This is a genomic window from Rickettsia canadensis str. McKiel (assembly GCF_000014345.1).
Lineage (GTDB): Bacteria > Pseudomonadota > Alphaproteobacteria > Rickettsiales > Rickettsiaceae > Rickettsia > Rickettsia canadensis.
This window is the reverse complement of the sequence record NC_009879.1, coordinates 131153-157275: the sequence shown is the minus strand read 5'-3', so window position 1 is coordinate 157275 and position 26123 is coordinate 131153. Positions and strand designations below refer to the sequence as shown.

Below are 26123 nucleotides of genomic sequence, written 5' to 3'. Positions count from 1 at the left end.
TAATTAATTCCCTACCACTTCAAGTCCCATAGATGCAGCACTACCACAAATAATTTTTGTTGCCGCTTCAATATTTTTTGTATTTAAATCAGGCATTTTTAACTTTGCAATTTCACGGCAATCATCCATAGTAACTTTACCTACTACGGCTTCTTTTTTAGTAGCACTAGAACCTTTAGTAATTTTAGCATACTTCTTTAAAAAATAAGAAGCAGGAGAAGTTTTTATTTTAAAAGAAAAACTTCTATCTTCATAAACAGTAATTACTGTTGGCAGAGGTATGCCTTTTTCCATAGCTTGTGTAGCATCATTAAAATCTTTACAAAATGCTGCAATATTAACTTTCCTCTGTCCAAGTGCCGGCCCTATAGGAGGGGCAGGAGTTGCCCCGGCAGCCGGAATGATCAAGTTAATATAACCTTTTATTGCTTTCTGAGACATTGATAAATATCCTTATTTTTTTCTTAAATTAATATTACTTAATAACACTCATTACGTAGAGGCAATTTTTATATATATCGCGCTTTAGTCCTAATTAGACATATACTTCTTTTTTTGAAGAAATTAAATAATGAGTAATAAAAATGAAACAGCTGGTTTCACTTGGTATTAAAAAATTTATTTACCTACTCTTCATCTTATTTAGGAGTATTCTAAATATACTACCATCTTTTAATCATTTTTCTTTACTTGACTAAAATTTAGTTCTATTGGAGTTGCTTTACCAAATATTGACACTGAAACTTTTAACCTATTTTTTTCCTGATCTATTTCTTCTACCGTACCCATAAAAGTTTCAAAAGGACCGTCTGTAACAGTCACTATTTCACCGACTTCATACAATTTAGAATTTTTTGCTTCTTTAGCTTCTGCTTCCAGATTATTAAAAATATTTTGTATTTCACCTTCTGTAAGTGCTTTGGGCATGGTTTTGCTTCCTAAAAAGCCAGTTACTCCAGGTATATTTTTTACAAAATGCCAAGATTTATCAGTCATATTCATCTTTATCAAAAGATAACTCGGCATTAGCTTTTTTTCTACCTTAACATTTTTACCACGTTTAACTTCAGAAACTCCAAAAACAGGTATTAATATATCTTCAAAAAAATCTGTCATTTTCTGTTTAGCGATTTTTCTAAGCATATCTTCTTTTATGCGTTTCTCTGCTCCTGATGCCGTATGTACTACATACCACTGTTTTATATTCTTCTTAGAAGAAGGTAATATATTATCTAAACTCTGTGCTGTCACAATTTATTCCTTATACTATTTGCCAATATTAAGCAAAAGCTTCATTATATTATGTATACTATAATCAAGCACCAAACAAATTAAGCTAAAAATAAACACTGCGACCACCACTACTAATGTTGAAGCTACAAGCTCTTTTCTAGTTGGCCAAACTACCTTATAAGTTTCTTGTTTAACTTGTTCAAAAAACTTATAAATTTTATATTCTTTAAACATATTTTTGTTAGGTAATTTATTAGACTTATCATAACATGCTACTTCTCTAGGTAATTGAGACAATGATCCAGCACTTACATTCTAACCTACTACTATGTACAATGCAATTCAAGCTAAAGTGTCTCCTTCAAATTCCTCTCTATAAGCGAATTTTATAAGAAGTCTACATTTTATAGTAAAAAACTCAAACCTATAATGGCAGGAGCGACAGGTATCGAACCCGCAACCTCCGGTTTTGGAGACCGGCGCTCTACCAATTGAGCTACACTCCTATCATATTTTTAATAAAAAATCAATAAGATTTATTAAAAATATTTGCTATTATTAAAAATTACTATAATAACTGGTACTTCTCACTTATAATCTGTCACAGACAAAATAATATTACCTTTGTCAGATGTAACATTAATTATATCTAATTAGAACCCTCAATTATTTTTTAGCTTTAATAACATCAGCTATCTGACTCGGCACTTGATCATAATGAGAAAATATCATACTAAACTGAGCTCTACCTTGAGATAGAGACCTAAGTGTATTAACATAACCAAACATTTCTGCCAAAGGAACATTAGAGGTAACTACTTGAGCATTTGCTCTTGGATCCATGCTTTGGATTTGTCCTCTACGACTATTTAAATCACCTATAATATCTCCCATATATTCATCAGGAGTGATAACTTCAACTTTCATAATCGGCTCAAGTAATTTAGGATTACCTTTCAGCATCCCTTCTCTAAATGCTGCCTTTGCTGCAATTTCAAACGCAAGTACACTAGAATCTACATCATGAAACGCACCATCAACTAAAGTCGCTTTAAAATCAATCATAGGATAACCAGCAATAACACCGGTTTCTCTAATATTATTTAATCCTTTTTCAATACCAGGTATATATTCTTTAGGCACAGCACCACCGACAATCTTGCTTTCAAAAACAAAACCTTCACCTGGATTTAAAGGTTCAAAGATAATTTTTACACGTGCAAATTGCCCCGCACCTCCTGATTGTTTTTTATGAGTATAATCAATTTCGCAGATTTTAGTTATAGTTTCACGATATGCTACTTGAGGAGCTCCAATATTTGCTTCAACCTTAAACTCTCTTCTCATACGATCAATGATAATTTCTAAATGAAGTTCTCCCATTCCTTTTATCACCGTTTGTCCTGTTTCATGATCCATTGAAACTCTAAAGGACGGATCTTCTGCTGCCAAACGAGAAAGCGCTAAGCCCATTTTTTCTTGATCAGCTGTTGATTTAGGTTCCACCGCAAGCTCAATCACCGGCTCCGGGAATTCCATTCTTTCTAAGATTACTTGCTTATCAATATCGGATAACGTATCACCGGTAGTAGTATCTTTAAGACCTGCTAAAGCTACTATATCACCTGCCGATGCTTCTTTTACGTCTTCACGATTATTAGCATGCATTAATAGCATTCTACCGATTTTTTCTCTTTTATTCTTTACGGTATTAATAACAGTCGATCCAGAAGTAATTTTCCCCGAATATATTCTAATAAAAGTTAATGAACCGACAAACGGGTCATTCATAATTTTAAATGCTAAAGCTGCAAAAGGCTCAGTTACCGAAATAGGAAAATCTTTTTCTTCACCAGTACTTACTTCTATGCCTTTTACTATACCTATATCAATAGGTGAAGGCAAAAAACCTACTACGGCATCAAGTAAAGGCTGTACTCCTTTATTTTTAAAAGCACTACCACATAAAACCGGATAAAAAGCTGCTGAAATAGTACCATTTCTGATTAATCTTTCAATTTCTTCTTCCGTTACTTCTTCACCTGATAAATATTTTTCCATAATATGGTCATCTAACTCAACAACCATATCAAGTAATTTAGTACGATATTCTTCAGCTTTATATTTCATATCGGCAGGTATATCTTCTGCAAAATACTCGGCTCCAAGTGATTCATCTTTCCAAATCACTGCTTTCATTTTCACAAGATCAATTATACCTTTAAAATTCTCTTCAATCCCTACAGGCAACTGAATCACAAGTGGTTTTGCTCCTAAACGATCTTTGATCATTTCAACACATCTATAAAAATCTGCTCCCATTCTATCCATTTTATTGATAAAACACATTCTAGGAACATTATATTTATCCGCTTGTCTCCATACCGTCTCAGATTGCGGTTCGACACCTGCTACACCATCAAATACTGCAACCGCACCATCAAGAACACGAAGCGAACGTTCTACCTCAATAGTAAAGTCAACGTGTCCAGGAGTATCAATAATATTTATTATCTTATCTTGCCATCTACAGGTAGTAGCAGCCGAAGTAATGGTTATACCACGCTCTTGCTCCTGCTCCATCCAGTCCATGGTAGCACCGCCCTCATGAACTTCACCTATTTTATGTGATTTACCAGTGTAATATAAAATACGCTCAGTAGTTGTAGTCTTACCAGCATCGATGTGAGCACATATACCTATATTACGAATATACTCAAGTTTGTTTATTTTAGTCATAATTAGCTTACCTTATTTCATTTTTTTAGGACTAAAATGAGAGAAAGCTTTATTAGCTTCAGCCATTTTATGAGTATCTTCTTTCTTCTTAATGGCAACGCCTCTATTATTAGAAGCTTCAAACAACTCTTCAGCGAGTTTATCAATCATCATTTTTTCAGAACGTTTTAACGCAGCATTAATAATCCAGCGGCTAGCAAGGGCATAACCTCTGCTTTCATCAACATGTGTCGGAACTTGATAATTCGCTCCTCCTACTCTAACGGAAGTAACTTCTAAATGCGGCTTTACGTTATGCATAGCATTATTAAAGATTTGATATGGATCGACTCTATGCTTTTTTTCAATTTTATTAAAAGCTGAATAAACAATTTTTTCTGCAAGAGCTTTCTTTCCTTCTTTCATAAGATTATTGATAAATCTTGACAACAAAATACTGTTATATTTCATATCAGGTAAAATTACTCGCTTTCCCGCGGCGTGACGACGTGACATTTGATTTTTTCTCTCTAACTTAATAATTTATTTTTTTGTAACTGCAACTTGTTTACTAGGAGCACCGTAACGTGAACGACCTTGCTTACGTCCTTTAACTCCGGCAATATCATAAGCACCGAGTACGATATGATATTTCACCCCTGGAAGATCAGGCACCTGACCGCCTCTTACTAACACCCTATCATGTTCCTTTACACTATGCTTTTCACCTGGAATATATGCATTTACAGTTCTTTTATTACTTAAACGTACCGTTGCGATCTTACGAAGTGCAGAGTTAGGCTTTTTAGGGGTAACGGTTTTTACAACTAAGCAAACACCGCTTTTAAAAGGATTAGATTCTAAGGCAGGAGATTTTGTCTTACGAGTTTTTGATTTTCTCCCAAAACGTACTAATTGATTATATGTCGGCATTAAAATAAATACTCCAAAAAAACTTATATACGATAACTAAAGGGTGAAAAACACTCCACCCTTTAGTTTTAAATCATTTCTAAATACAAATTATAAGCATTTGTAAATTATACTAAACTTGAATTATAATTACTTTTTCTATAAAAGCAAGTATGTTTTAATTAACAATCATTTTTTTCTCAATTATTTTTGCTATAAAGCTGATTAACATCACTAAAATATAATAACAGCACGCAGCAATAAGCATTGGAAAAAAATAATTATATGTTTCAATTGATACAATTTGTGCTCTACGCATTAAATCTATTTCTCCAAGCATAGAAATAATGGCTGATTCTTTAATCAAACTTACAAGCTCATTTACTAATGATGGAAAAATATTTTTAACTGCTTGCGGTAGGATTATATCTTGCATTATTAAATACCTTGGAATAGCAAGAGCTTCAGCCGCTTCAAACTGACCTTTATCAACCGCATTAATTCCTGCTCTAATTACTTCTGAAACATATGCACCCGAATTAAGAGAAAAGGAAATCGCCCCTGCCGTAAACACGCTAAATTTAATACCTACTATATAAGGTGATGCAAAATAAATAATACTTAGCTGAATTAACAGAGGCGTCCCTCTAAAAATAGAAGTATAGAAATTTGCAAAGAATCTTAAAGCATAATTTTTATTTACCTTACAAATAGCAAGTAACATCCCTATAACTAAACCAAATATAACGGCAATAACGCTATATTTTAAAGTAACTAAAGTCCCCTCTACAATAAAAAGGATTTTTGGATAGAATTTTATTAAATACTCAAACATAAATTATTTATAGATTTATTCCTGCGTAGATCAATTTTTTCGTCATGGCAAGAAAAATTACGAAGTAATTGACTAAACAAGGAAGAAATAAAAATGCTAGTTTACAGCATTTTATTATTTTTACTGGATTACAACGCTCTGAGCAAATGCGTGCAATAATGATTTAGGTATCCACGAACTAATGACGCCAATTTTTCACATTAAACTATTAGTACACTCTCTTTGCTGGCGGGATTGCTTTTACTTCATCAGTTAAAGTGGTTAACGTCACAGGTTTATAATCAAGCACTACTGTACCTACGTCATTGATAGAGCTAAGGGTATGCTTCATCCAATCCAAATCATTACGATCAGGGTAATCTTCCCTAGCATGGGCACCTCTGCTTTCTTTTCTTGCAGCTGCTGAATATACCGTTACCAAAGCCTGATCAAGTAAATTATCTAGCTCTAAGGCTTCGACTAAATCACTATTCCAAATTAAAGATTTATCGTTAACCTTTATATCTTTATAACCAGCCCTTATCTCGCTAATCATTTCCGCTCCTTCGTCTAGTACCTCTTGAGTTCTAAATATCGCAGCGTGGCTTTGCATAGTTCTCTGCATTTTAAGCCTTAAATCTGCAACTAAAATATTACCATTACTATGACGAACTTTATCAAATCTATTTATAACTTTTTCAAGGCTTTCTTCTTTTAAAGACTTATGCGGGCTAGCAGGCTTAATAAGCTCAGCTGCTTTTAATGCAGAGCTTCTACCAAATACTACTAAATCAAGCAAAGAGTTTGATCCTAAACGATTAGCACCATGTACCGATACACAAGCAGCCTCACCAATTGCCATAAGACCTTTTACTATAGTGTTATGATTTTCGCCCTCTTTAATTATAACTTGACCATGGTAATTAGTTGGTATTCCGCCCATATTATAATGAACTGTAGGAAGTACCGGTATCGGCTCTTTAGTAACATCTACACCTGCAAAAATTTTAGCTGTTTCGGCAATACCCGGTAAGCGACTGTATAAAATTTCAGGAGATAAATGATTTAAATGTAGAAATACATGATCTTTATACTTGCCAACTCCTCGACCTTCACGAATCTCGATAGTCATTGCTCTTGACACTACATCCCTTGAAGCTAAATCTTTTGTGGCCGGAGCATAACGCTCCATAAAACGCTCACCGTTTGCATTGACAAGATATCCCCCCTCACCTCTAGCTCCCTCCGTGATAAGACAGCCCGCCGAATATATACCAGTCGGGTGGAACTGCACAAACTCCATATCTTGCAGCGGCAGACCAGCTCGAATCGCCATACCTCCTCCATCACCAGTACAAGTATGAGCAGAAGTCGCTGAAAAATAAGCACGCCCGTATCCACCCGTTGCAAGTACTACATTATGAGCTCTAAAACAATGCATACTACCATCATCTAAATTCCATGCAACTACACCTCTACATTGACCGTCTTCCATCAATAAATCAATAGCAAAATATTCAACAAAAAACTGTACTTTATGTTTCAATGATTGTTGATATAAAGTATGAAGTATGACATGCCCCGTACGATCTGCCGCAGCACATGTACGATAGGCTGCTTTTCCTTTACCGTACTCTGTTGTCATACCACCAAAAGGACGCTGATAAATTTTTCCTTCTTCGGTTCTTGAAAAAGGTACGCCGTAATGCTCAAGCTCTAAAACCGCATCAGCGGCGTTCTTACACATATACTCGATGGCATCTTGGTCACCTAACCAATCAGAGCCTTTCACAGTATCATACATATGCCAACGCCAATCATCTTCGCCCATATTTCCAAGAGCTGCACTAATTCCACCCTGAGCAGCAACAGTATGACTACGAGTTGGGAATAGCTTAGTTACACAAGCAGTATTTAGACCTTCTTTAGCCATACCAAAAGCAGAACGAAGACCTGCTCCGCCTGCCCCTACAACAACAACGTCAAATTTATGATGAATAATATTATATGCTTTAGTCATTACTTTTAATGTTTGATCTTGTATTTTGAAATATTTGTATCAACAGTCCTTGCGAGAAAGTATTGTGACGTAAGGTTTCTCAATTGTTACCCCCGGTGGCTTGTGACCATGGGGTCCAGTTAATAATAACACTACTTATTAGTGATTTTTTCTTGATACCACGATCAAGGTGTGAGATGACACTGAACATAACTAAATCACCCCTTATAAAACATAGCTGTCACAAAAGCTGCAATAGTAACTAAGCAGAATAATTTTACTACTATAATTAATGTATTAAGTAATTTATTGCATCTTATATAATCTTCTATTACTATCTGCACACCGATCATAGCATGATATAAAGAAATAATGACCGTAATTAATAATGCTACTACATTAAAAGGTTTTTTAAGCTCCCACATAATGATACTTAAATCACTACTTTTATTAGTTAAGGTAAAATATATTAACCATATAGAACATAAAGCTAATATAATCGCTGTAACCCTTTGTAATAACCAATGATGAGAACCGCTTTTAGCAGAACCGCTGGCCTTTGCTTTTACAATTTCCACTTTAAAATCATATACCATTAATTTTCTCTAAACACATTTTTCTGTTATTTGTTTTAGCTTTTTAACTCTTGCCATTAAATATAAAAGCTGTTCTTTGGTCAAGTTTATAGTTTTTATTATATCTTACATCGACGTAAGCTTTCCAAAGTAATTTAAAACATTCTTTTTGCTCTGCCGCTGCTATAGAAAACACTTGCAATAGCTCACTATTATAATTTTTACTCTACTACCTAACTTTTTGATCTCATACAGCTTAGGGTTATAATTTGAAAAAACTAATAAAATACTACTATAAAAACTTTCCATAGCTTGATGAAGATAAAAAGCACTTTTGTTTAACTTACCACTTTCAAATTGATATTTGTCATCAATCAAAAACCTACATCCACTTTTAAACTACTTTTCATAACAATCTTTAGCAATTTCCTCACTCCAAGGTAAATCTTTAGCTTCGCTTAAAATAAATTCACCACGATCATATAACAGCAATATTTCTTGTTTGATAAGAAATAACACCCTTTCTCAAGCTGAGTATTTACTTCCTATATTGATTCAAGAATTATGGATATTTCTGAATCATCAGAGATATTATCTTCGAATCTTAAATTAGCATATACCTTATACTTACCTTTTCTTAGTATTATTAAAATATCGAGATCACTATGATAACTATTAACTCAATCACGTACCCAATTGCCTCTAGCATATGATCCATATAAGATAATCATGGTGATTTTATATCTTATGAAATATCTAGAATTTGCTGCACTATAAAATTGAGCCTTGCCCTAATTTTAAGAGAGCATTCAGGTAAAGGAGTTTTCATAATTCCTACAACAACATATAGCTTAAACCCATAACAATATAGTTAATAATGTAGAACATATAACCACACACCAACCCGTGATATTAACTGCTTTTATAGAAAAGCAATAACCGATAGCCCAAAATAAATAACGAATACCATTACATAAATGATAAAACCAAGCGTAGCTAACGGCTACTAAGCATATTTTTATAATATAGCAACTAGCAAGATACAAATAATTATTGTCATATTTACTAAGAATCAACCACCACGCTAAAATTGATACTGCAAAAAATAAAGCTACACCAGTTATACGATGCAAAATTGACAACGTAGAACTTATCTGCATTTTATATATGCTTAAATGCGGTGAAATAGGACGCTTATTATAAATTTCCTGTTTTGTTTTAGTCATGCTATTGAACATAATAAAAAATTAGGTGGAAGGTAGACGAGTATGCCGTTCAGAAGGTGATAAATCATCTTCCACTGCTCTTCTATCATCAAAAACAAAGCACTCGCCTTGCCATAAATTATTCTTATTTTGCGTATCTTCTAAGTACTGCAATATACCACCCTTTAAATGATATACATCATCATAGCCTATACTTTTAAGTAAGCTAGTGGATTTTTCACATCTAATACCGCCGGTACAAAACATAGCAATCTTCTTGCCTTTAAGTAATTTCTCATTCTGGTGAACCCAAGCCGGAAACTGCTTAAATGTTTTCGTATATGGGTTAATTGCCGATTTAAATGTACCGATCTCTACTTCATAATCATTTCGAGTATCTATTACTATAACATCTTGTTTTGTAATAAAACTATCCCAATCTTTCGACTCTATATATTCGCCCTTAAATAAATCAACATTTAAATCATCGACATTCATCGCTACAATCTCTTTCTTAAGTCTGACTTTTAATTTCTGAAAAGGATGAAGATCACTATAATTTATTTTAACGTTAACATCTTTGGGAACGGTTAGCTTTATCAATTCTTCAAGTACAAGATTTACATTTTCATATGAACCTGAAAAAGAACCGTTAAAACCTTCTTTTGATAATAAAATAGTACCTCTAACATATTTTCTTTTAGCGATAAGCAAAAGCTTTGGTATTAAATTCGCTGGTTCTTCTATATTAACAAAACTATATGTACTTAAAATTGCTATTTTTTCATTCATAACTTTTAATGTTATTTTTAACGATTATTATGGTATGCCTATTGAAAAACACTCCGGTGTCATCCGTGGCTTGACCACTGTATATGACAGTTAATCACATCACCTGCAGCGGTACAAACATATAACGATCGCCTCTTTCAATCAAGAGTAAAATATTTTGCTTATTCGATTTTTTAGCATTTTCATATAATTGTTCTAGCTTACTTATATCCTCTATGTTTTCTTGATTAACATTGGTTATCAGATCACCAATTTTGAAACTGTTTTCTTCTTCATTAATATTGGTTATAACTACTCCCGTTTTATCCTGAGGGATAGTATATTTTTGTCTTAATTCTTGAGTCAAATTACTAAAAGTAATATTATTTTTAGTAATAGATAAATTATTGTCTCCTTTATTTGTTACCGCTTCTTTATTTACTCGTTCTGCTAAATCTTTGTTAATTTCTTCATTATCTGCAGTAACCTTAATAGGTAATTCAAACTCTTTTTTGTCACGAAGTATTTTTACTTTTACTTCCTGATCAATAGGAGCATCTGCAATAATGACACGTAATTTTTTAGTATTTTTAACCGGTATACCTGCAAACTCTATTATTATATCGCCTGTTTTAATACCTGCTTTATCGCCCGGGCCGTCTTTTTGTACTTTAGCCACTAACACCCCACTAGTATCTTTAAGACCTAACCCTTCAGAAATTTCCTCAGTTAAATCTTGTATTGTTACTCCAAGACGTCCTCTATTTATTTTACCGTCTTTCTTAAGGCGCTCGATTATAGGCTTTGCAGTATTTGACGGTATTGCAAAACCGATACCTATATTAGTACCGAGCGGTGAAAAAATTGCCGTATTTACGCCGATTACTTTCTGATCCCAATTAAACATAGGACCGCCGGAATTACCGTTATTAATTGCAGCATCCGTTTGAATAAAATTATCAACTATATTATCCGTATCTATATCAATATCCCGACCTTTAGAAGAAATAATACCAGCAGTAACTGTGCCCCCTAGATTACCGAACGGATTACCGATTGCAATAATCCAATCACCTACTCTTGCATCATTTGAATCTCCAAACTCAACAAAAGGTAGAGGCTCCTCGCGATCTATTTTTAAGAGAGCTAAATCGGTTTTAGTATCGCTACCTATTAATTTAGCAGGTAATTCAGTATTATCTGCAAGTTTTATATTAATTTTCTCAACATTTGCAATTACATGATAGTTTGTCACTATTAAGCCGTTAGGCTCAATAATAAATCCTGAGCCAAGTGGAACATTTTTAGGATTTTGATCCACTTCTTCCAAATTCAGCGGTATATTAAGCCGTTCTAAAAAATCATTAATGAAGTCTAAAGGTTTTTTTTCTTGCAGAGGATCTTTCTCGGCATTTTCTGATTTACTATTCACATATTCTATCGTTGAAATATTAACGACTGCAGGAATTAACGGCTCCACTATATCAGCAAAGCTATAACGAGCAGCTTCACTTACTTTTAAAGGGACAGAATTTATTTCTGTAAACTCATTTTCTTCTAAAATTTTTCCTGGTTTTTTAATGTTCTCTTTTGCTAAAACAGCATTGTTTAATAAAATTATAACTATTACGGCAAAAATATATTTAAACATTTTGGGGTGCATAATTATTACTACTTAGCTAAATTTAAATATTTAAAAACTTCAGCCTCAGGTGAGATTACAAACTTAGTATCTTCTTTCTTTAAAGAATTTTTATATACTAAAAGTGATCTATAAAATTTATAAAATTCTGGATCGACTGAATAAGCAGCATTATATATTTTTGCTGCTTTCTCATCGCCGTCACCTTTAATAATTTGTGCATCTCTATAAGCTTTAGCAAGTATTATTTTACTTTCTTTATCTGCTTTTGAACGAATACGCACGCTTTCTTCTTGTCCTTCTGCTCTAATTTGTGTAGCTTCTTTTTCACGTGCCGTTTGCATACGACGATAAATAGCAGCACTATTTTCTTGTGGCAAGTCTGCTCTTAAAATTCTAACATCTACAACATTAATACCAAAACTTTTAGCTTCTCCGTCCACTTGGTTTAAGATATTTAACATTACGTTACTACGCTCTTGGCTTAAAAGAGTACTGAGCGAAATTTTACCTATCACCTTACGCATCGACGACTCAAGATTTCGAGTCAATCTAATTTTTACTCCTTGATAATTATGCACTGTTTTATAAAACATTACCGGATTATTAATTTGGAATTTGGCGTAAGCATCAACAATAACTCGTTTACCATCAGCAGCTGTTAATTCTTTTGCCTCAACCTCAACATCTAAAAGACGTTTATCAAAAAACTCTACATTTTGAATAAACGGAATTTTAATATGCAGCCCTGGATTTTCTATAGTTCTAACCGCCTCACCAAACTGGAATACCACAGCAGATTGACGTTGGTCAACTGAAAATAAGGAGCTAGAAATCAGCATCAGCCCGAAAACAATTGTAAAAATTATATAATAAACCTTTTGTTGCATTTAATATTCCTTGTTATTTAAATGTCATTCTTGCGAAAGGACTTTGTTGCATTGATCAGTTTCCTGATTGTCATCCCATGACTTGTGAGATAGATCCAGTATTTTTTACCGTGGTCAAGCCATAGTATGACAAAGTGATTTTCCACCAAAGTGGAAATGGACATAGTACCCTATGGTTTAATAGCCATATGTGGTAGCAGTACATTATTAATAATTGTTTTATTTGAACCACTTAATATCTCTTCAGCTACCTCTAAATATAACCTATCTCTCGTTACCTGCCTACCTGTAGTATATTGTTTATAAATAGCATTAAATCTTTGGCTATCACCTTCTGCTTTTGATATTACTTCTTCTCTATAACCTTCTGCTTCTTGTATAATCTTTGCAGCTGCTCCTCTAGCTTCCGGTAAAATTTTATTATTATAGGCTTGAGCTTGATTTATTTCTTTCTCTTTATCAGCCTTTGAAGTTTGCACGTCTCTATAAGCGTCTATTACTTCAGCAGGTGGTTCGGCTTTCAATAACTGTACTTTCTCAATCATAACACCAGCATTATAACTATCCAATATCTTTTGTGCTAATTTCTCTATCTTATAAGTAATTTCTTGCTTTTGATCTGATAATACCCAAGAAATAGGAGTATTCCCTATTACTTCCCTAACGGCACTTTCTACTGTTGCTTTTACTGTTTCTTCAGGTCTTTGTACATTAAAAATAAAATCTTCAAGATTATTAATATGCCACATTACGTCACAATTTAAAGCAACGATATTTTCATCACCGGTGAGCATTATACTTTCACCAGCAATATTTTTAGTATTATCACCACCGCTACGTATTGAGCTATTTGTACGATAACCAATCTCAATTCGGCGTGATTGTTTAACTTTCTCAACTATTATCTTTTCAAAAGGAGCAGGTAAATGATAATTAAGCCCTGGATAGCCCTTACGTACAAAGCGTCCAAACCTTATCACTGCTGCTTCTTCACCTTCTTTTATTTCATAAATACCGGAAGCAAGCCATAAAGCAGCCACCACAACAATAGCTAAAATTATTGTTTTAGCATTGAAATTAAACTGGAATTGAAATTTATCAAAATTAAATTGATTTTTACGGGGTCTTGTGAATATGTTATCGACTTTATTAGAATCAAAATCTTGCCATGGGGATTTTTTTAAAATCAAGATATATTTTTTATTAAGCATTTGCTTTTTTATATTATTTTAAAGATTAGATAATTATATATATTATAGTATATAACGTCAAGTTACGAGCTTTATATAGACTTAAAAAGGAAATTTAATTATGGCGAAATTACACCAAAGACAAATTATCGATAAGATTCAGAATATTACTTTTAAAGACGGTACTTTTTTAAAACAAGTTATATCGGATATTGTAATTAAGGATAATAATATAGGTTTCTCAATAGATATATCAGGTAAAACAAAGTTAGAAGCTGAAGAAATCAGACTTAAAGCAATTAATAAACTTAACAAAATTTCCGAAATAGGTAATATAACAATTGTTTTTACAAGCCACAAAACTTCAGAACGAAAATCTCAAAAACCAAAACATTTTGTAGAAAACGTAAAAAAAATTATCTTAGTAGCGTCAGGTAAGGGTGGAGTCGGAAAATCTACAATATCGGCTCTTATTGCTCAGCAGTTAAGTCTAGAAAATTACCGAGTCGGGATAGTAGACGCCGATATTTACGGTCCGTCAATACCTCACATATTTGGCATTAACGAAGTGCCGAAAACCATTAAAGGACAAATAATACCTATAACAGCAAAAAATAGATATCTTTCAAAATTCGCTTATAGAGAGGAATTTGAAGGAAACACGGAACACAGCACCACAACATACAAGGAAGTATGTAAGGATGCGAGTACCGGATCGACGTACAAATTACCTCTAGAACTAAAGTTTGGAAAGATATCTACTATTCAAATTATGTCTATAGGCTTTTTTGTTAAAGACTATTCAGCAATTATTTGGCGCGGCCCTATGGCAAGTAAGACCATTTATCAATTATTATCAGTAACAAAATGGGATAACCTTGATTATTTAATTATCGATATGCCTCCCGGTACCGGTGATATTCATTTAAGTATCTTAGAGAATTATCATTTAGACGGCGTAATAATAGTAACTACTCCACAAAAAATATCAGAAATAGATGTAATACGCTCTATCGATTTATATCAAAAATTAGGACTGCCGATACTGGGAATAATTGAAAATATGAGCTATATGCTTGAAGATAATAGTGGCCACCATTTATCACAAAAATATAATATACCTTTAATGGCTCAAATCCCAATCACACTGCAAATAGCCGATGCTTGTGATAAATCACTACCCCTTACAGACTTATTAACATTACCTTTAGAAAAATATCTATCATGAAAATATACGTATTGACAGATGAGAGAACAGGCAACACACATCAGGCTATTGCACTTGCAGAAAAATTAGCTACAGATTATACTTTAATTAAACTTCAATATAATTGTTTAGCTAAGCTGCCAAACTTTTTATTAAAATATTATCCTATTCATATAAAAAGTGAACTATTGCAAGATATTTTGGATCAATCCCTACCTGACATGATAATTGCCGCCGGAAGGAGAACGACAGTACTGGCATTTTACTTAAAAAAGAAATTTAAAGATATAAAGTTAATACAAATAATGCAGCCTAATCTTCCTTATAATATATTTGATGCCGTTATCCTACCTTATCATGATTGTCACCTATCGTCATCTCGTAACTTGATAGCTGGATCCAGTAAAAATTCTAAAATAATTAATACTATAAATTATTTTCTAGATATCGTGGTTAAGCCACGATATGACAAAGTGGATTCCAGCTTTCGCGGGAATGACATCAAACACAAAAACATAATCGCCATCAACGGAGCTATCAACAACGTAACCGATAAGTTTGCTGCTGTAAGTTTAGAACTACAAAAATATTATCCTGATCTTAAACAATTTATTGCAGTGATAATAGGCGGAAATAATAAAAAATTTAATTTTAATAAAGATGAAGCAATTTTATTTTCTTCACTACTAAATAAAATATATACTAATCAAAAAATACCTTTTTTTATTAGTTTCAGTAGACGTACTCCTCTAGAAGTAAAGTCCATTATTAAAAATAATATGCCATCTTCCACAATTATTTATGACCCGAACAAAGACATAGGCTATAACCCTTATATCGCTATGCTTGCTAATGCGAAGTACATAATAGTTACAGCTGACTCGATTTCAATGTGTAGCGAAGCAGCTTCAAGTGGTAAGCCTCTTTATATATTCCACCCACCAAACTTTAATTCCTCAAAACATAAGATTTTTATAAAGCAATTAGTAGAACAAAAAATAGCAAGAATTTTTGATGAGTCAGTTATTTCTCTAGAAGAATATAATTATAAATCTTTAAATGAATCAGAGCGAGTAGCTGAAATTATTAAATCTTTGATAAAATAAATACCTGTCATTTTAAGAATGGTATATTCCTAGCAGAATACAAAGATCAACGTCAAAAAGAGCAAGGAGTGCATAGCTAGGCGCAGAACGTATATTAATCGTGAGTACCACAGCTCTTATAGAACGGATGTAGCCAATTTTGAAGTTCATCAAGTATACAAAGACTTTATGATGCCTTGCAGTATTTGAACTTCATGGGAAGAGAGGTTATTGATACGTGTAAATATATTGGTGATATTTTGCTGCATAGCAGGCTTTTTGTCGGGAGCCTTGAAGAATCCGAGTTTATCAAGTTTGCCGAATAAATTTGTTAAAAAATGCTCTATTTCTTCTTTAGTAGCTAATTTTTGAATATTATGTATATCCTCTCTAAGCGTAAAATTACGAAACAATTCATAACATATAATAATCACTGCTTGAGCAATATTTAACGAACTAAATTCAGTTGTGTTAATAGTGATAATCTTATTGGCAAGTGAAATCTCTTCATTACTAAGCCCGTTATTTTCCCGCCCAAACATTATCCCGACTTTTGCAGAATTTGGATAATCTAAAGACAAATTTTGTGAAAATACATAATCTTTATTCATAGCCCTTTTAATGCAAGTAGTAGCGTATAAATATTCGAGATCTTTAATACTGTCCTCTAAGTTATCATAAATTTTTGTATTATCTATAATATTGACTGCTCCAACTGCATTGCTGCGTGCTTGCTCATTTGGCCATCCGTCTCTTGGTGCTACGATTCTAAGCTCATTTAGACCGAAATTCTTCATTGCTCTTGCAGTAGCACCAATATTTTCACCCATTTGCGGTGCAACTAATATTATTATTGGATTCATTTTAATAACTTTTTGTAACTAGGCAAGTATAAGCGATTGCTATGGCATCACCTTCATCAGAGTTAGTAATTAAGGAAGTTCCAGGCAATAAGAGTTTAATCATATGCAAAATTTGTTCTTTCTCTGCATGACCATATCCTGTTACGCTTTTTTTTACCATATTTGGCTTAAACTCTCGTAAACCCAAATTATATCTACCGATCAGCGACATTATCACACCTCTAGCATAGCCGAGTTTTAAAGAAGTAAGGCTATTAGTATTAACAAATATTTCTTCAATCGCTGCCATATTTGGCTGATATTCTAATATTACTTTTTCTAAAGTAATATTGATAAAAGCAAGCCTATGATGAATTTCATCTTTGCTATTTGTCTTTATCGTGCCGCTGGCTAAATATTTCAATTTTGTCGACTGCCTTACAACCACCGCCCATCCAAGACTCCCAAGTGCTGGATCAATGCCAAGTACTATCATAGTTATTATTTTATTTTTTATACACGATTCCGATGTTAGCCCTACGAAAGCAGGAATCCAGCTTTCCATAGTCTCATACCGTGACTTAATCCACGACATCTAGTTTTGTATTTATGGAATCCGTGGTTAAGCCACGGGGTTGACCATAATACATTTTTACTCGATTCCCAATTTCATAGGAATGACATACTTTCATATCTTCATATACTGATAAAATTCTTGATTATTCTCCCATAATTCACGTACCTTAACAAACAAAAATAAATGAATAGGACAGCTAAAAAACTGCTCCATTTGCATACGGGATTTAGCTCCAATCTCTTTGATTTTAGAGCCATTTTTACCAAGGATTATAGTTTTATAGCTTTCTCTTGCAACTACTATAACTTGATTAATTTTTACGGATTTGTCTTTAAGCTCTTCCCATTTTTCTGTTTGCACGGTTAATTTATATGGAAGTTCTTGCTGCAAATTTAAAAATAACTGTTCTCTTGTAATTTCTGCTGCAATAAAACGCATCGGTAAATCCGTTATATCATCTTCTGCATAAAGCCAAGGAGCGATTTTTGCTTTACTTGTTATATATTCAAGCAATCGATCAATATTTTTGCCTGATAAAGCAGAAATAGGAAAAAGCAAACTATCAGGATGATTTTCCGTTAAAAAAGCTTTAAGGTTATTTAGATATTTTGATTCAATCTCTATTTTGTTCAATAAAAATACCGGTACAATGTTAAGTGAGCAAAGCTTATCTAAAATATTATGTGTTACATCATCAAACGGTTTTAAACTATCAATAATCAACATAACTAAATCCGCACTATGTAAACTTGACCACGCACATCTAACCATCGCTTTCTCAAGTGTTCCTTTCGGCTCAAATATACCAGGCGTGTCATACAAAATTACCTGTGTATCTTTTAAGGTAATAATGCCCGTAATAATTGACCTAGTTGTTTGAACTTTGGGCGTAACTATAGAAAGCTTCTCACCAATTATTCTGTTTAATAAAGTCGATTTACCACTATTTGGCCTACCGATGATACAAACAGAAACCGTTTTCTGAATTTGTTTAGTCATTTTTAAGCCTATGCAATAAGCTTCTTGCTGCGTTTTTCTCTGCTTCTTTTATCGAGTAACCTATACCGATTTGTTCATAATCTTTTACTTTCACAAGAACAGTAAAAGTTGATGAATGAGCAGCTCCTTCTCTTTTTATCAGACAGTATATAGGTAGGTGATGATCACTAGCTTGAGCCCATTCTTGTAAAGCAGTTTTTGGATCATAATCCGTTAAATTCTGAACTTTTATAAATTCTGCCCATAATTGCCCGATAATATTATGGGTTGTTTCAATATTGCTATCAAGATATATAGCTGCAATCAAAGCTTCCGTAGCATTTTCTATATTATTAGGGTTATCACGCCCCCCTGCTACTTCTTCACCATAAGTCATAATTATATAATCTTTTAAAGCAAGCTTAGCCCCAACCATACATATTGTTTCTTTGCAAACCAAATATGATCTAATTTTAGCTAAATTCCCTTCATTATAACTTGCAAAATTACTAAATAAAATTTTCGTGATTACTAAATTTAATACAGCATCACCTAAAAACTCTAATCGTTCATAATCTTTATTATCCTTGTACTCGTGATGCTGTCTTAAAGACGGGTGACTTAACGCCTCTATTAAAAGCTCTTTATTTTTGAAACTATAGCCTAGTAATTTTTCTAATTCGTTAAATGATGACATTATTCATCCGTATTATAAAGATTTCTAAAAATTCTATTCAACCTAACAGACTCAATCCAAGGCTTTAACTTTAATATTAGATTAATAACTCCTATATCATTATCCCACCAAGTTATTTTTGTTGAGAACCAAATAAATTGTGCTTTAGCAATAAAATTTTCAAACGGTACAAATCCAAGATTTACTCTACTATCATTTGATTGATCTCTATTATCCCCTAAAAAGAAATATTTTCCCTCCGGCACATAAAAAACGTCCGTATTACCGTATCTATCATCAGATATAACACCAAAAATAGGGGCGAGCTTATACGAAAAATATGTTCTACCATTTGGCAGAGTTTCTTTAAATTTCAAATATTTTCTTCCTTCTTCACTTATATAAGTTCCAACTTCCGTGCGTTCTATTTTTTTATCGTTAATATATATTATGTCGTCAATCAATTGAATTTTATCGCCCGGTAATCCTATTAAGCGTTTTATATATCTAACACTCATATCATTAGGTGGACGAAAAACTACAATATCACCACGCTCTGGTTCACAAGCAAATATTCGCCCTTTAAAAAGAGGAATAAAATCAAAGAAAGATAAAGAATAATTACTATAACCATAACTATATTTAGTAGAAAATATATAATCATTTTCAAGTATGGTTGCTTTCATAGAACCTGTTGGAACAGTAAACGGCTCCATAATAAGTATTCTAATCAGTAAAGCGATACATACTACAAAAGCAAAAGATTTCCATTCTTGAGCAGTTGTTTTATTAGTGTTTGTTTTTGTATCTATTTGCATAATCTCTTAATTATTTAATAAGTAACATTTGTTACATGGCTCTTAACTATGTCATGCCTGCGCCGTACAGCAACATATAATTATTGTATTAATATTGACGTTATTTTCTGGATTCCACCGTTGCTGAAATGACATCTGCAACCATGTAACAATCTCCATCAATCTACATGAGATGACATATCCTCTCTTCAATCTCATCTCTAAAATGACGTATCAGTCCTTGAATCGGCCAAGCTGCCGCATCACCTAAGGCACAAATAGTATGGCCCTCTATTGCTTTTGTAACGCTAAGAAGTTGGTCTATCTCAGATTTTTTGGCATTACCTTTAACTAGCCGCATCATAACTCGCCACATCCAACCCGTACCCTCACGGCAAGGGGTACATTGCCCACATGATTCATGCATATAAAATTTACTAAGCCTAGCTATTGCATAAACAATGTCGGTAGATTGATTCATAACTATAATACCACCTGTACCGAGTCCAGAACCTGCAGTTCTCAAACTATCAAAATCCATATCAACAGTTTCACAGATAGATTTAGGAATTAACGGAACGGAAGAACCACCTGGAATTATGGCTTTAAGATTATTCCAACCACCTTGCACACCGCCAGCATATTTCTCAATCAATTCTTTTAATGGAATCCCCATTACTTCTTCAACATTGCAAGGCTTGTTAACATGACCCGATATGCAGAAAACCTTAGTCCCAGTATTGTTAGGCTTACCAATAGAAGCAAACCAATTAGCTCCACGTCTTAAAATGGTCGGCACTACTGCGATAGACTCAACATTATTTATAGTAGTTGGACAGCCATATAATCCAAAGCTGGCAGGAAAAGGTGGCTTCAGCCGTGGCATGCCTTTTTTACCCTCTAAGCTTTCAAGCAGTGCCGTTTCTTCACCGCAAATATAAGCCCCCGCCCCGCAGTGTAAATAAATATTACAATCGAACCCTGAACCGCAAGCATTCTTTCCTATTAACCCGTCTTTATAAGCTTCATCTAATGCACGCTGAATATTAGAAGCTTCATTATAAAACTCACCTCTAATATAGATATAACAATTATTCGCTCCTATAGCAAAACTTGCAAGCAAACAACCTTCTATTAATTTATGTGGTTCAAACCTTAATATATCCCGATCTTTGCATGTGCCAGGCTCAGACTCATCTGCATTTACTACTAAATAGCAAGGTTTCTCTGAATTTTTTGGCATAAAAGACCATTTCATACCGGTAGAAAATCCTGCACCACCTCGCCCTCTAAGCCCTGATTGCTTAACCTCTTCAATAATGAAGTCTCTACCTTTATCAAGCAAAGCTTTAGTATTATCCCAATCACCGCGTTTCTTGCTAGATTTCAAATCATGGCTTTGCTGACCATGTAAATTAATAAAAATTTTGTCTTCTTCTTTTAGCATAAATAGTTCTAGTTTTAATTATTGTCATGCCATGGGCTTGACTAAAGCTATCCAGGCAAAATTAAAAACTCGATTCTGCACTCAAATCACGGAATGACAATGGCAAGTACCTATTACCTCTTATTATTAAACTTCTTATTATTAAACTTCTTATTAGCAAACATTGTAAGTATTGGAGCAGAGATAAAAATTGATGAATAAGTACCGGCTATTATCCCAAAAAATACAAGTACGCTAAAACTACGAATCGCCTCCCCACCAAAAAGAATAAGGGCTAAATTGGCAAGTAGCGTAGTAATTACCGTCAAAATAGTTCTTGATAAAGTCTCGTTAATACTTAAATTTATAATTTCCGTGATATTTTTTTTATAGTATTTACGTAAATTCTCTCTAATCCTATCATATATTACTACCGAATCATTAACGGAATAACCTATAATAGTTAACACTGCGGCAATAGTACTTAAGTTACAATCAAGCTTTGTCATACTCATAAACCCAAGAGCGAGTATTAAGTCATGCATTAAGGCAATAAGTATACCAAGACCAAAATACCATTCAAACCGCACCCAAATATAAACCATAATGGCTAAAAAAGAGAATAGCATTGCCATAGTCCCTGCTTCTATTAACTGCCTACCAACCTGCGGACCGACAAAATCTACCTTACGATATTCAAACTTATACGGAAAATTATTGTGCAAAGATGCTTTAATTAATTCAATATTTTCCATGAGATTTGCTTCACTACTACTACCTAATCTAATCGATAAATCACGCTCACTACCGAAATTTTGTAAGACCACCTCACCTATTCCAAGCTCGCCTAGAATTTGACGCATTTTTGGTAAATCAGGGGTTTGATCCAGTCTTACTTCAATAACTATACCACCGACAAAATCAATACCGAAATTAAATTTATATATACCGATCGAAATAACACTAATAAGTGATAAAATAATTGAGAAAGTGTAACTGACTTTTTTAAAGTTCATAAAATCAAAATCGATTTTATTCGGTAAAAGTCTCAAAGGATAAATTTGCATTTTATATATTGTATTGAATAAAAGTTATATTTGTATTATATAGTAAATTCAAAAAGGTTAAATGATTTTTTATGTCAGAAGTAGTAGTCAAAGAACAATTAGAGCAATATATAAGCAAAATAGAAAGATTAGAACAAGAAAAAGCGGATTTATTGGAGGAAATAAAAAATATTTTTCAAGATGCTTCTTCACATGGATTTGACGTTAAAGCTATGAAATCTATATTAAAACTAAAGAAATTGGATAAAGATAAACTTGCCGAACAAGACGCTATGCTTGAGCTTTATAGAGATACTTTAGGGATTTGAATTTTTGAAGTATTATATTGTCATACTCTGGCTTGAACATGTATTTTGCACGAACGTTTAAGATGTCATTCCCACGAATGCGGGAAGCTAGAAAAATAACTTAAAACAATACATAGTTTTTACATTTTTTCAGAACCCCCAGGGTCAAGCCAAAGCATGAGACACCGACTCCCTTTTCCTAAGCTAGGCAACGATGCTTTGCAGTCGCTCACAATGATGATAAAACTTAAGCTACGCAAGACCAATCAAGTTAGCTAAGATGACACAGCTAATACTTATGCTTTTACTGCCTGATTTTTAGCAATAGGGATATGTCTCTCTTTAATTCTAGCTGACTTACCACTTCTATTTCTTAAATAATAAAGTTTAGCACGACGAACCACCCCGTACTTTACTACGTCAATAGAGTGTACTATCGGCGAGTAAGTCATAAAACGTCTTTCAACACCTTCTCCGTGGCTAATTTTACGCACTAAAAAAGAAGAAGTAATACCACGATTTCTTTTTGCAATAACTACACCTTCATAAGCTTGGAATCTTTCCGTGAGTTTTTCCTTACCGTCTTTCTCAATTGATCTATCAATAATTTTAACAGTTACCTTAACTGTATCGCCGGCTTCAAAATCAGGGATATTTTTATTTGCGGTAAGTTTTGCAATATTTTTTTGTTCAAAACTATCAATAATATTCATTATTTAACTCCTTAATCTCTATAATGCGAATAGCGAATTATTACATAATCTGCTATTCGGTTAAAATATTGAATATAAAAGGTGAAAGGCAACTCCACCTTTTATATAAATTCATTATATATGTTATTTTTTAGTAAAAACTTATAATTCTTTACTAAATATAATAATATTATCGTGGTGAAGACTAGCATCCAAGCACGATTTCTAAAATTTCTAAATCAATAGCAATGTACATAAGTAATTTGCTATTGACACTCTATAAATCTTTAAGTAACTCCGGACGGCGTGATTTAGTAATCATACGAGACTGCTCTCTTTTCCATTCATTAATTAGTTTATGATTACCTGATAATAATATCTCAGGTACTTTTATTCCACGCCAAACTTCAGGTCTTGTATATAGACCACATTCAAGCCCTCCTTTAAATTCCCCATCTTCTTCAAAAGACTCAGAAGATAAGGTATTTTGATTTATCAATACCCCAGGAAGTAGCCTAATTAAGCAATCAAGAATGGTAAGGGTAGGTATTTCTCCACCGGATAAAATGTAGTCACCCACACTAATTTCCATGATACTATACTCTTGAATTACACGTTCGTCAATCCCTTCATAACGTCCGCATAAGAATATGATATTTTTGGTTTTTATCATCTCTTTAGCAAAGCTTTGAGTAAAAACTCTACCGCGAGGTGAAGGATAGTAAATTTTAGCATTAGAATTTAACGATAAAGCATGATCTATACTATTCCCTAGAACATCAGGACGCATTATAAGCCCGTCACCTCCACCATATGCTGCATCATCAATGTTTTTATGCTTAGTTAAACCAAAATCACGAATATTAATAATGTCATATGACCAAATATTTTTGTGTAGTGCTTGCCCTGCTAAAGAATATCCTAAAGTCCCAGGAAACATTTTAGGAAAAATGGTTAAGATTGTAGCGTGAAGCCTAGACATACGTTTAAGATAATTAATACAATAAAATTATAATTTTAATTTACCTTTATAATTTTCTTTTTTTTTTGCTTTCTAGCAGCAACTGTTGCACCACTCCTAAATACTTCAGCTTTTTATTGACTCGTTCTATAAGCATAATCGCTTTGATATTATTTAAAATCACTTTTCTGCGTAGCTGCTTAAAACAAGTACTTATTATTTTATCCAAACGTCTCATAGCAGTTTTATCTAACTTAATGCCGGCTTTTGCTGCTTTATAGTCTATCTCTAATACTTTATTATAATCTTTAGATGCTTTTTCTGCTATAATTTGCTGTTTCATAAAATACACTTTAGAACCGTACTTTATTGCATCACAATATGGATTTATCCTATTATTTTTATATCCTTTATTTGTTTTTCTACTTTCTTTTTATCAAATTTTTCTACTATAACTTTCTCCAAAATTTAAGTTAAAATATACTTATAATTGCATATATTTTATTTCAAAAAAAGTTAATAAAGAAAAATAGATGTATAAGTAATGAAAGATTAACCAATTTATATTATAAAAACTTCATCACTTCCTCAGCGAGGATTAGCTCTTCATTCATCAGTACAGCGAAGACTTTAATTCTGCTATCTTTAGTACTTATAATCGTTTTTTTGGTTTTTTGCATCATCTATTTTAATTTTTAATGTCTAACCACGAAAATTTTTTAGTAATCATTGCACGTATTACGGCAGAATTTTGACCAACACCAGCAGTAAAAATTAAGCAATCAAGCCCCTCAAGTGCAGCAGTTAGCTTACCTATTTCAAATTGGATACAATAGACGAATAAATTTATAGCGAATTTAGCATCTGGCGAATTGCTTACAAGTAAAGTACATATATCGGAGCTTTCATCCTACATACACACCTAGTAACCATGATTTCTTATATAATAACTTGGTTACTTCTTGCATGTTCATTTTCGCATAATCAATAAAATATAAAACACTAATCCAGGATCAAGGTTACCTGTTCTTGTACCCAGCATCACACACCATCAAGTACAGCTACTAAAGCCCATGGAACTTGTTAAACTGAGAATGCTCCCTTTATCATAATATTTTTCGGTAAATCGGAAACTTTTGTAATAGGCGAATAGGTAGAATGAAACGACATATCAAAACAGGCTATATGTGAGACTTCTTTGTATTTCTAAAAACCAATACCTACACATTATAAGGTTGATGCAAGGGACTTAAGGATATTAATGCTCTTAACTTCACTAACTTTTTCATTAACAATCAACGGTTTATTAAAAATTTTTCTCGCCATAGATAGACAATACAGTAACCAGTTGTAATTAAATTTAGGTTTTCTTGCTTTTCCTATACATCTTCAAAAAGATCAATCATTCCTTTAATAGGATCACCGGTGATATCTGTAGTAGACTCACGATTTTTGTTGATGTGGAATAGTATTTTATTGTCATTTTTTTTCTACAAAAATATTTATCCTTAACTTTTTTATTCTGAATTTCAAAAATAGAAATTTTTAAACTATATGAACTGGAATTAGCTATAAAAAT

The 26123-nt window shown here is 33.0% G+C and carries 27 protein-coding genes, 1 tRNA gene and 1 pseudogene; 3 read left to right on the top strand and 26 right to left on the bottom strand.

Features of this window, described 5'->3' with window-relative positions; genetic code table 11:
- Window positions 1-3 precede the first annotated feature (3 nt).
- The 15 genes from rplK to hflK all read right to left on the bottom strand — a co-directional run bounded on the left by rplK (window position 4) and on the right by hflK (window position 13970).
- Entirely contained in the window at window positions 4-441 is a 438-nt protein-coding gene (gene rplK / locus A1E_RS00650) for a 50S ribosomal protein L11 (RefSeq protein ID WP_012148288.1), read from the bottom strand.
- Window positions 442-672: 231 nt separating this feature from the next.
- Window positions 673-1251, bottom strand: coding sequence for a transcription termination/antitermination protein NusG (nusG, locus tag A1E_RS00645; protein WP_012148287.1), 579 nt, complete (start codon window positions 1249-1251; stop codon window positions 673-675).
- Window positions 1252-1266: 15 nt separating this feature from the next.
- Complete coding sequence (gene secE / locus A1E_RS00640) at window positions 1267-1467, bottom strand: preprotein translocase subunit SecE (protein ID WP_014363586.1); 201 nt, start codon at window positions 1465-1467, stop codon at window positions 1267-1269.
- A 196-nt stretch (window positions 1468-1663) separates the two neighbouring features.
- Window positions 1664-1739: transfer RNA gene (locus tag A1E_RS00635), tRNA-Trp, on the bottom strand.
- A gap of 160 nt (window positions 1740-1899) precedes the next feature.
- Window positions 1900-3972: an elongation factor G gene (gene fusA, locus A1E_RS00630; protein WP_012148285.1), complete on the bottom strand. Its 2073-nt coding sequence runs from the start codon at window positions 3970-3972 to the stop codon at window positions 1900-1902.
- A gap of 12 nt (window positions 3973-3984) precedes the next feature.
- Entirely contained in the window at window positions 3985-4467 is a 483-nt protein-coding gene (gene rpsG, locus A1E_RS00625) for a 30S ribosomal protein S7 (protein WP_012148284.1), read from the bottom strand.
- Window positions 4468-4494: 27 nt separating this feature from the next.
- On the bottom strand, window positions 4495-4884 hold the full coding sequence (gene rpsL, locus A1E_RS00620; RefSeq protein ID WP_012148283.1) for a 30S ribosomal protein S12: 390 nt from the start codon (window positions 4882-4884) through the stop codon (window positions 4495-4497).
- Between the two features lie 157 nt (window positions 4885-5041).
- Window positions 5042-5698, bottom strand: coding sequence for an amino acid ABC transporter permease (locus A1E_RS00615; protein WP_012148282.1), 657 nt, complete (start codon window positions 5696-5698; stop codon window positions 5042-5044).
- Between the two features lie 208 nt (window positions 5699-5906).
- Window positions 5907-7697 (bottom strand): succinate dehydrogenase flavoprotein subunit, encoded by a 1791-nt coding sequence (gene sdhA / locus A1E_RS00610; protein WP_012148280.1) that lies wholly within the window; start codon window positions 7695-7697, stop codon window positions 5907-5909.
- Between the two features lie 197 nt (window positions 7698-7894).
- Window positions 7895-8272 carry a succinate dehydrogenase, hydrophobic membrane anchor protein gene (gene sdhD, locus A1E_RS00605; RefSeq protein WP_012148279.1) on the bottom strand — a complete coding sequence of 126 codons (378 nt, stop codon included), beginning with the start codon at window positions 8270-8272 and terminating at the stop codon, window positions 7895-7897.
- 830 nt (window positions 8273-9102) lie between these two features.
- On the bottom strand, window positions 9103-9477 hold the full coding sequence (sdhC, locus tag A1E_RS00595) for a succinate dehydrogenase, cytochrome b556 subunit (protein ID WP_012148277.1): 375 nt from the start codon (window positions 9475-9477) through the stop codon (window positions 9103-9105).
- A gap of 21 nt (window positions 9478-9498) precedes the next feature.
- Window positions 9499-10248 (bottom strand): oxygen-dependent tRNA uridine(34) hydroxylase TrhO, encoded by a 750-nt coding sequence (gene trhO / locus A1E_RS00590; RefSeq protein WP_012148276.1) that lies wholly within the window; start codon window positions 10246-10248, stop codon window positions 9499-9501.
- A 94-nt stretch (window positions 10249-10342) separates the two neighbouring features.
- Window positions 10343-11878, bottom strand: a complete 1536-nt coding sequence (locus A1E_RS00585) for a Do family serine endopeptidase (RefSeq protein WP_012148275.1) — start codon at window positions 11876-11878, stop codon at window positions 10343-10345.
- 20 nt (window positions 11879-11898) lie between these two features.
- Complete coding sequence (hflC, locus tag A1E_RS00580; RefSeq protein WP_012148274.1) at window positions 11899-12759, bottom strand: protease modulator HflC; 861 nt, start codon at window positions 12757-12759, stop codon at window positions 11899-11901.
- A 170-nt stretch (window positions 12760-12929) separates the two neighbouring features.
- Window positions 12930-13970, bottom strand: a complete 1041-nt coding sequence (hflK, locus tag A1E_RS00575) for an FtsH protease activity modulator HflK (RefSeq protein WP_012148273.1) — start codon at window positions 13968-13970, stop codon at window positions 12930-12932.
- Window positions 13971-14070: 100 nt separating this feature from the next.
- Between hflK and A1E_RS00570 the strand changes: the two genes are divergently transcribed.
- Both A1E_RS00570 and A1E_RS00565 read left to right on the top strand, forming a co-directional pair.
- The gene (locus A1E_RS00570; protein ID WP_012148272.1) at window positions 14071-15177 is read left to right on the top strand and encodes a P-loop NTPase; all 1107 of its coding nucleotides are present in this window, start codon (window positions 14071-14073) and stop codon (window positions 15175-15177) included.
- Window positions 15174-16262 carry an ELM1/GtrOC1 family putative glycosyltransferase gene (locus A1E_RS00565; RefSeq protein WP_012148271.1) on the top strand — a complete coding sequence of 363 codons (1089 nt, stop codon included), beginning with the start codon at window positions 15174-15176 and terminating at the stop codon, window positions 16260-16262. The genes A1E_RS00570 and A1E_RS00565 overlap by 4 nt, the downstream gene beginning before the upstream one ends.
- A 149-nt stretch (window positions 16263-16411) precedes the next feature.
- On the opposite strand, the gene A1E_RS00560 is transcribed toward A1E_RS00565, so the two are convergent.
- The 7 genes from A1E_RS00560 to secF all read right to left on the bottom strand — a co-directional run bounded on the left by A1E_RS00560 (window position 16412) and on the right by secF (window position 22604).
- Entirely contained in the window at window positions 16412-17104 is a 693-nt protein-coding gene (locus A1E_RS00560) for an RNA methyltransferase (RefSeq protein ID WP_012148270.1), read from the bottom strand.
- Window position 17105: 1 nt separating this feature from the next.
- A complete protein-coding gene (gene ruvC, locus A1E_RS00555; RefSeq protein WP_041405263.1) occupies window positions 17106-17579 on the bottom strand; it encodes a crossover junction endodeoxyribonuclease RuvC in 474 nt (157 codons plus the stop codon).
- 192 nt (window positions 17580-17771) lie between these two features.
- A complete protein-coding gene (era, locus tag A1E_RS00550) occupies window positions 17772-18659 on the bottom strand; it encodes a GTPase Era (RefSeq protein ID WP_012148268.1) in 888 nt (295 codons plus the stop codon).
- Entirely contained in the window at window positions 18652-19335 is a 684-nt protein-coding gene (gene rnc / locus A1E_RS00545; RefSeq protein WP_012148267.1) for a ribonuclease III, read from the bottom strand. The genes era and rnc overlap by 8 nt, the downstream gene beginning before the upstream one ends.
- The gene (gene lepB / locus A1E_RS00540) at window positions 19335-20132 is read right to left on the bottom strand and encodes a signal peptidase I (protein WP_012148266.1); all 798 of its coding nucleotides are present in this window, start codon (window positions 20130-20132) and stop codon (window positions 19335-19337) included. The genes rnc and lepB overlap by 1 nt, the downstream gene beginning before the upstream one ends.
- Window positions 20133-20295: 163 nt before the next feature.
- The gene (gene nuoF, locus A1E_RS00535) at window positions 20296-21558 is read right to left on the bottom strand and encodes an NADH-quinone oxidoreductase subunit NuoF (RefSeq protein WP_012148265.1); all 1263 of its coding nucleotides are present in this window, start codon (window positions 21556-21558) and stop codon (window positions 20296-20298) included.
- A 113-nt stretch (window positions 21559-21671) separates the two neighbouring features.
- The gene (gene secF / locus A1E_RS00530; RefSeq protein WP_012148264.1) at window positions 21672-22604 is read right to left on the bottom strand and encodes a protein translocase subunit SecF; all 933 of its coding nucleotides are present in this window, start codon (window positions 22602-22604) and stop codon (window positions 21672-21674) included.
- Between the two features lie 71 nt (window positions 22605-22675).
- On the opposite strand from secF, the gene A1E_RS00525 reads away from it, so the two are divergent.
- Window positions 22676-22912, top strand: coding sequence for a DUF2312 domain-containing protein (locus tag A1E_RS00525; protein WP_012148263.1), 237 nt, complete (start codon window positions 22676-22678; stop codon window positions 22910-22912).
- A 275-nt stretch (window positions 22913-23187) separates the two neighbouring features.
- Here A1E_RS00525 and rplS read toward each other — a convergent pair whose 3' ends face one another.
- The 4 genes and pseudogenes from rplS to A1E_RS05230 form a co-directional block, all read right to left on the bottom strand.
- Window positions 23188-23604 (bottom strand): 50S ribosomal protein L19, encoded by a 417-nt coding sequence (gene rplS / locus A1E_RS00520; protein WP_012148262.1) that lies wholly within the window; start codon window positions 23602-23604, stop codon window positions 23188-23190.
- Window positions 23605-23860: 256 nt separating this feature from the next.
- Window positions 23861-24565: a tRNA (guanosine(37)-N1)-methyltransferase TrmD gene (gene trmD / locus A1E_RS00515; RefSeq protein WP_041405218.1), complete on the bottom strand. Its 705-nt coding sequence runs from the start codon at window positions 24563-24565 to the stop codon at window positions 23861-23863.
- A 46-nt stretch (window positions 24566-24611) separates the two neighbouring features.
- Window positions 24612-24887, bottom strand: coding sequence for a hypothetical protein (locus tag A1E_RS00510; protein WP_012148260.1), 276 nt, complete (start codon window positions 24885-24887; stop codon window positions 24612-24614).
- Window positions 24888-25110: 223 nt separating this feature from the next.
- Window positions 25111-26123 (bottom strand): annotated as a pseudogene (locus A1E_RS05230) (acetate/propionate family kinase).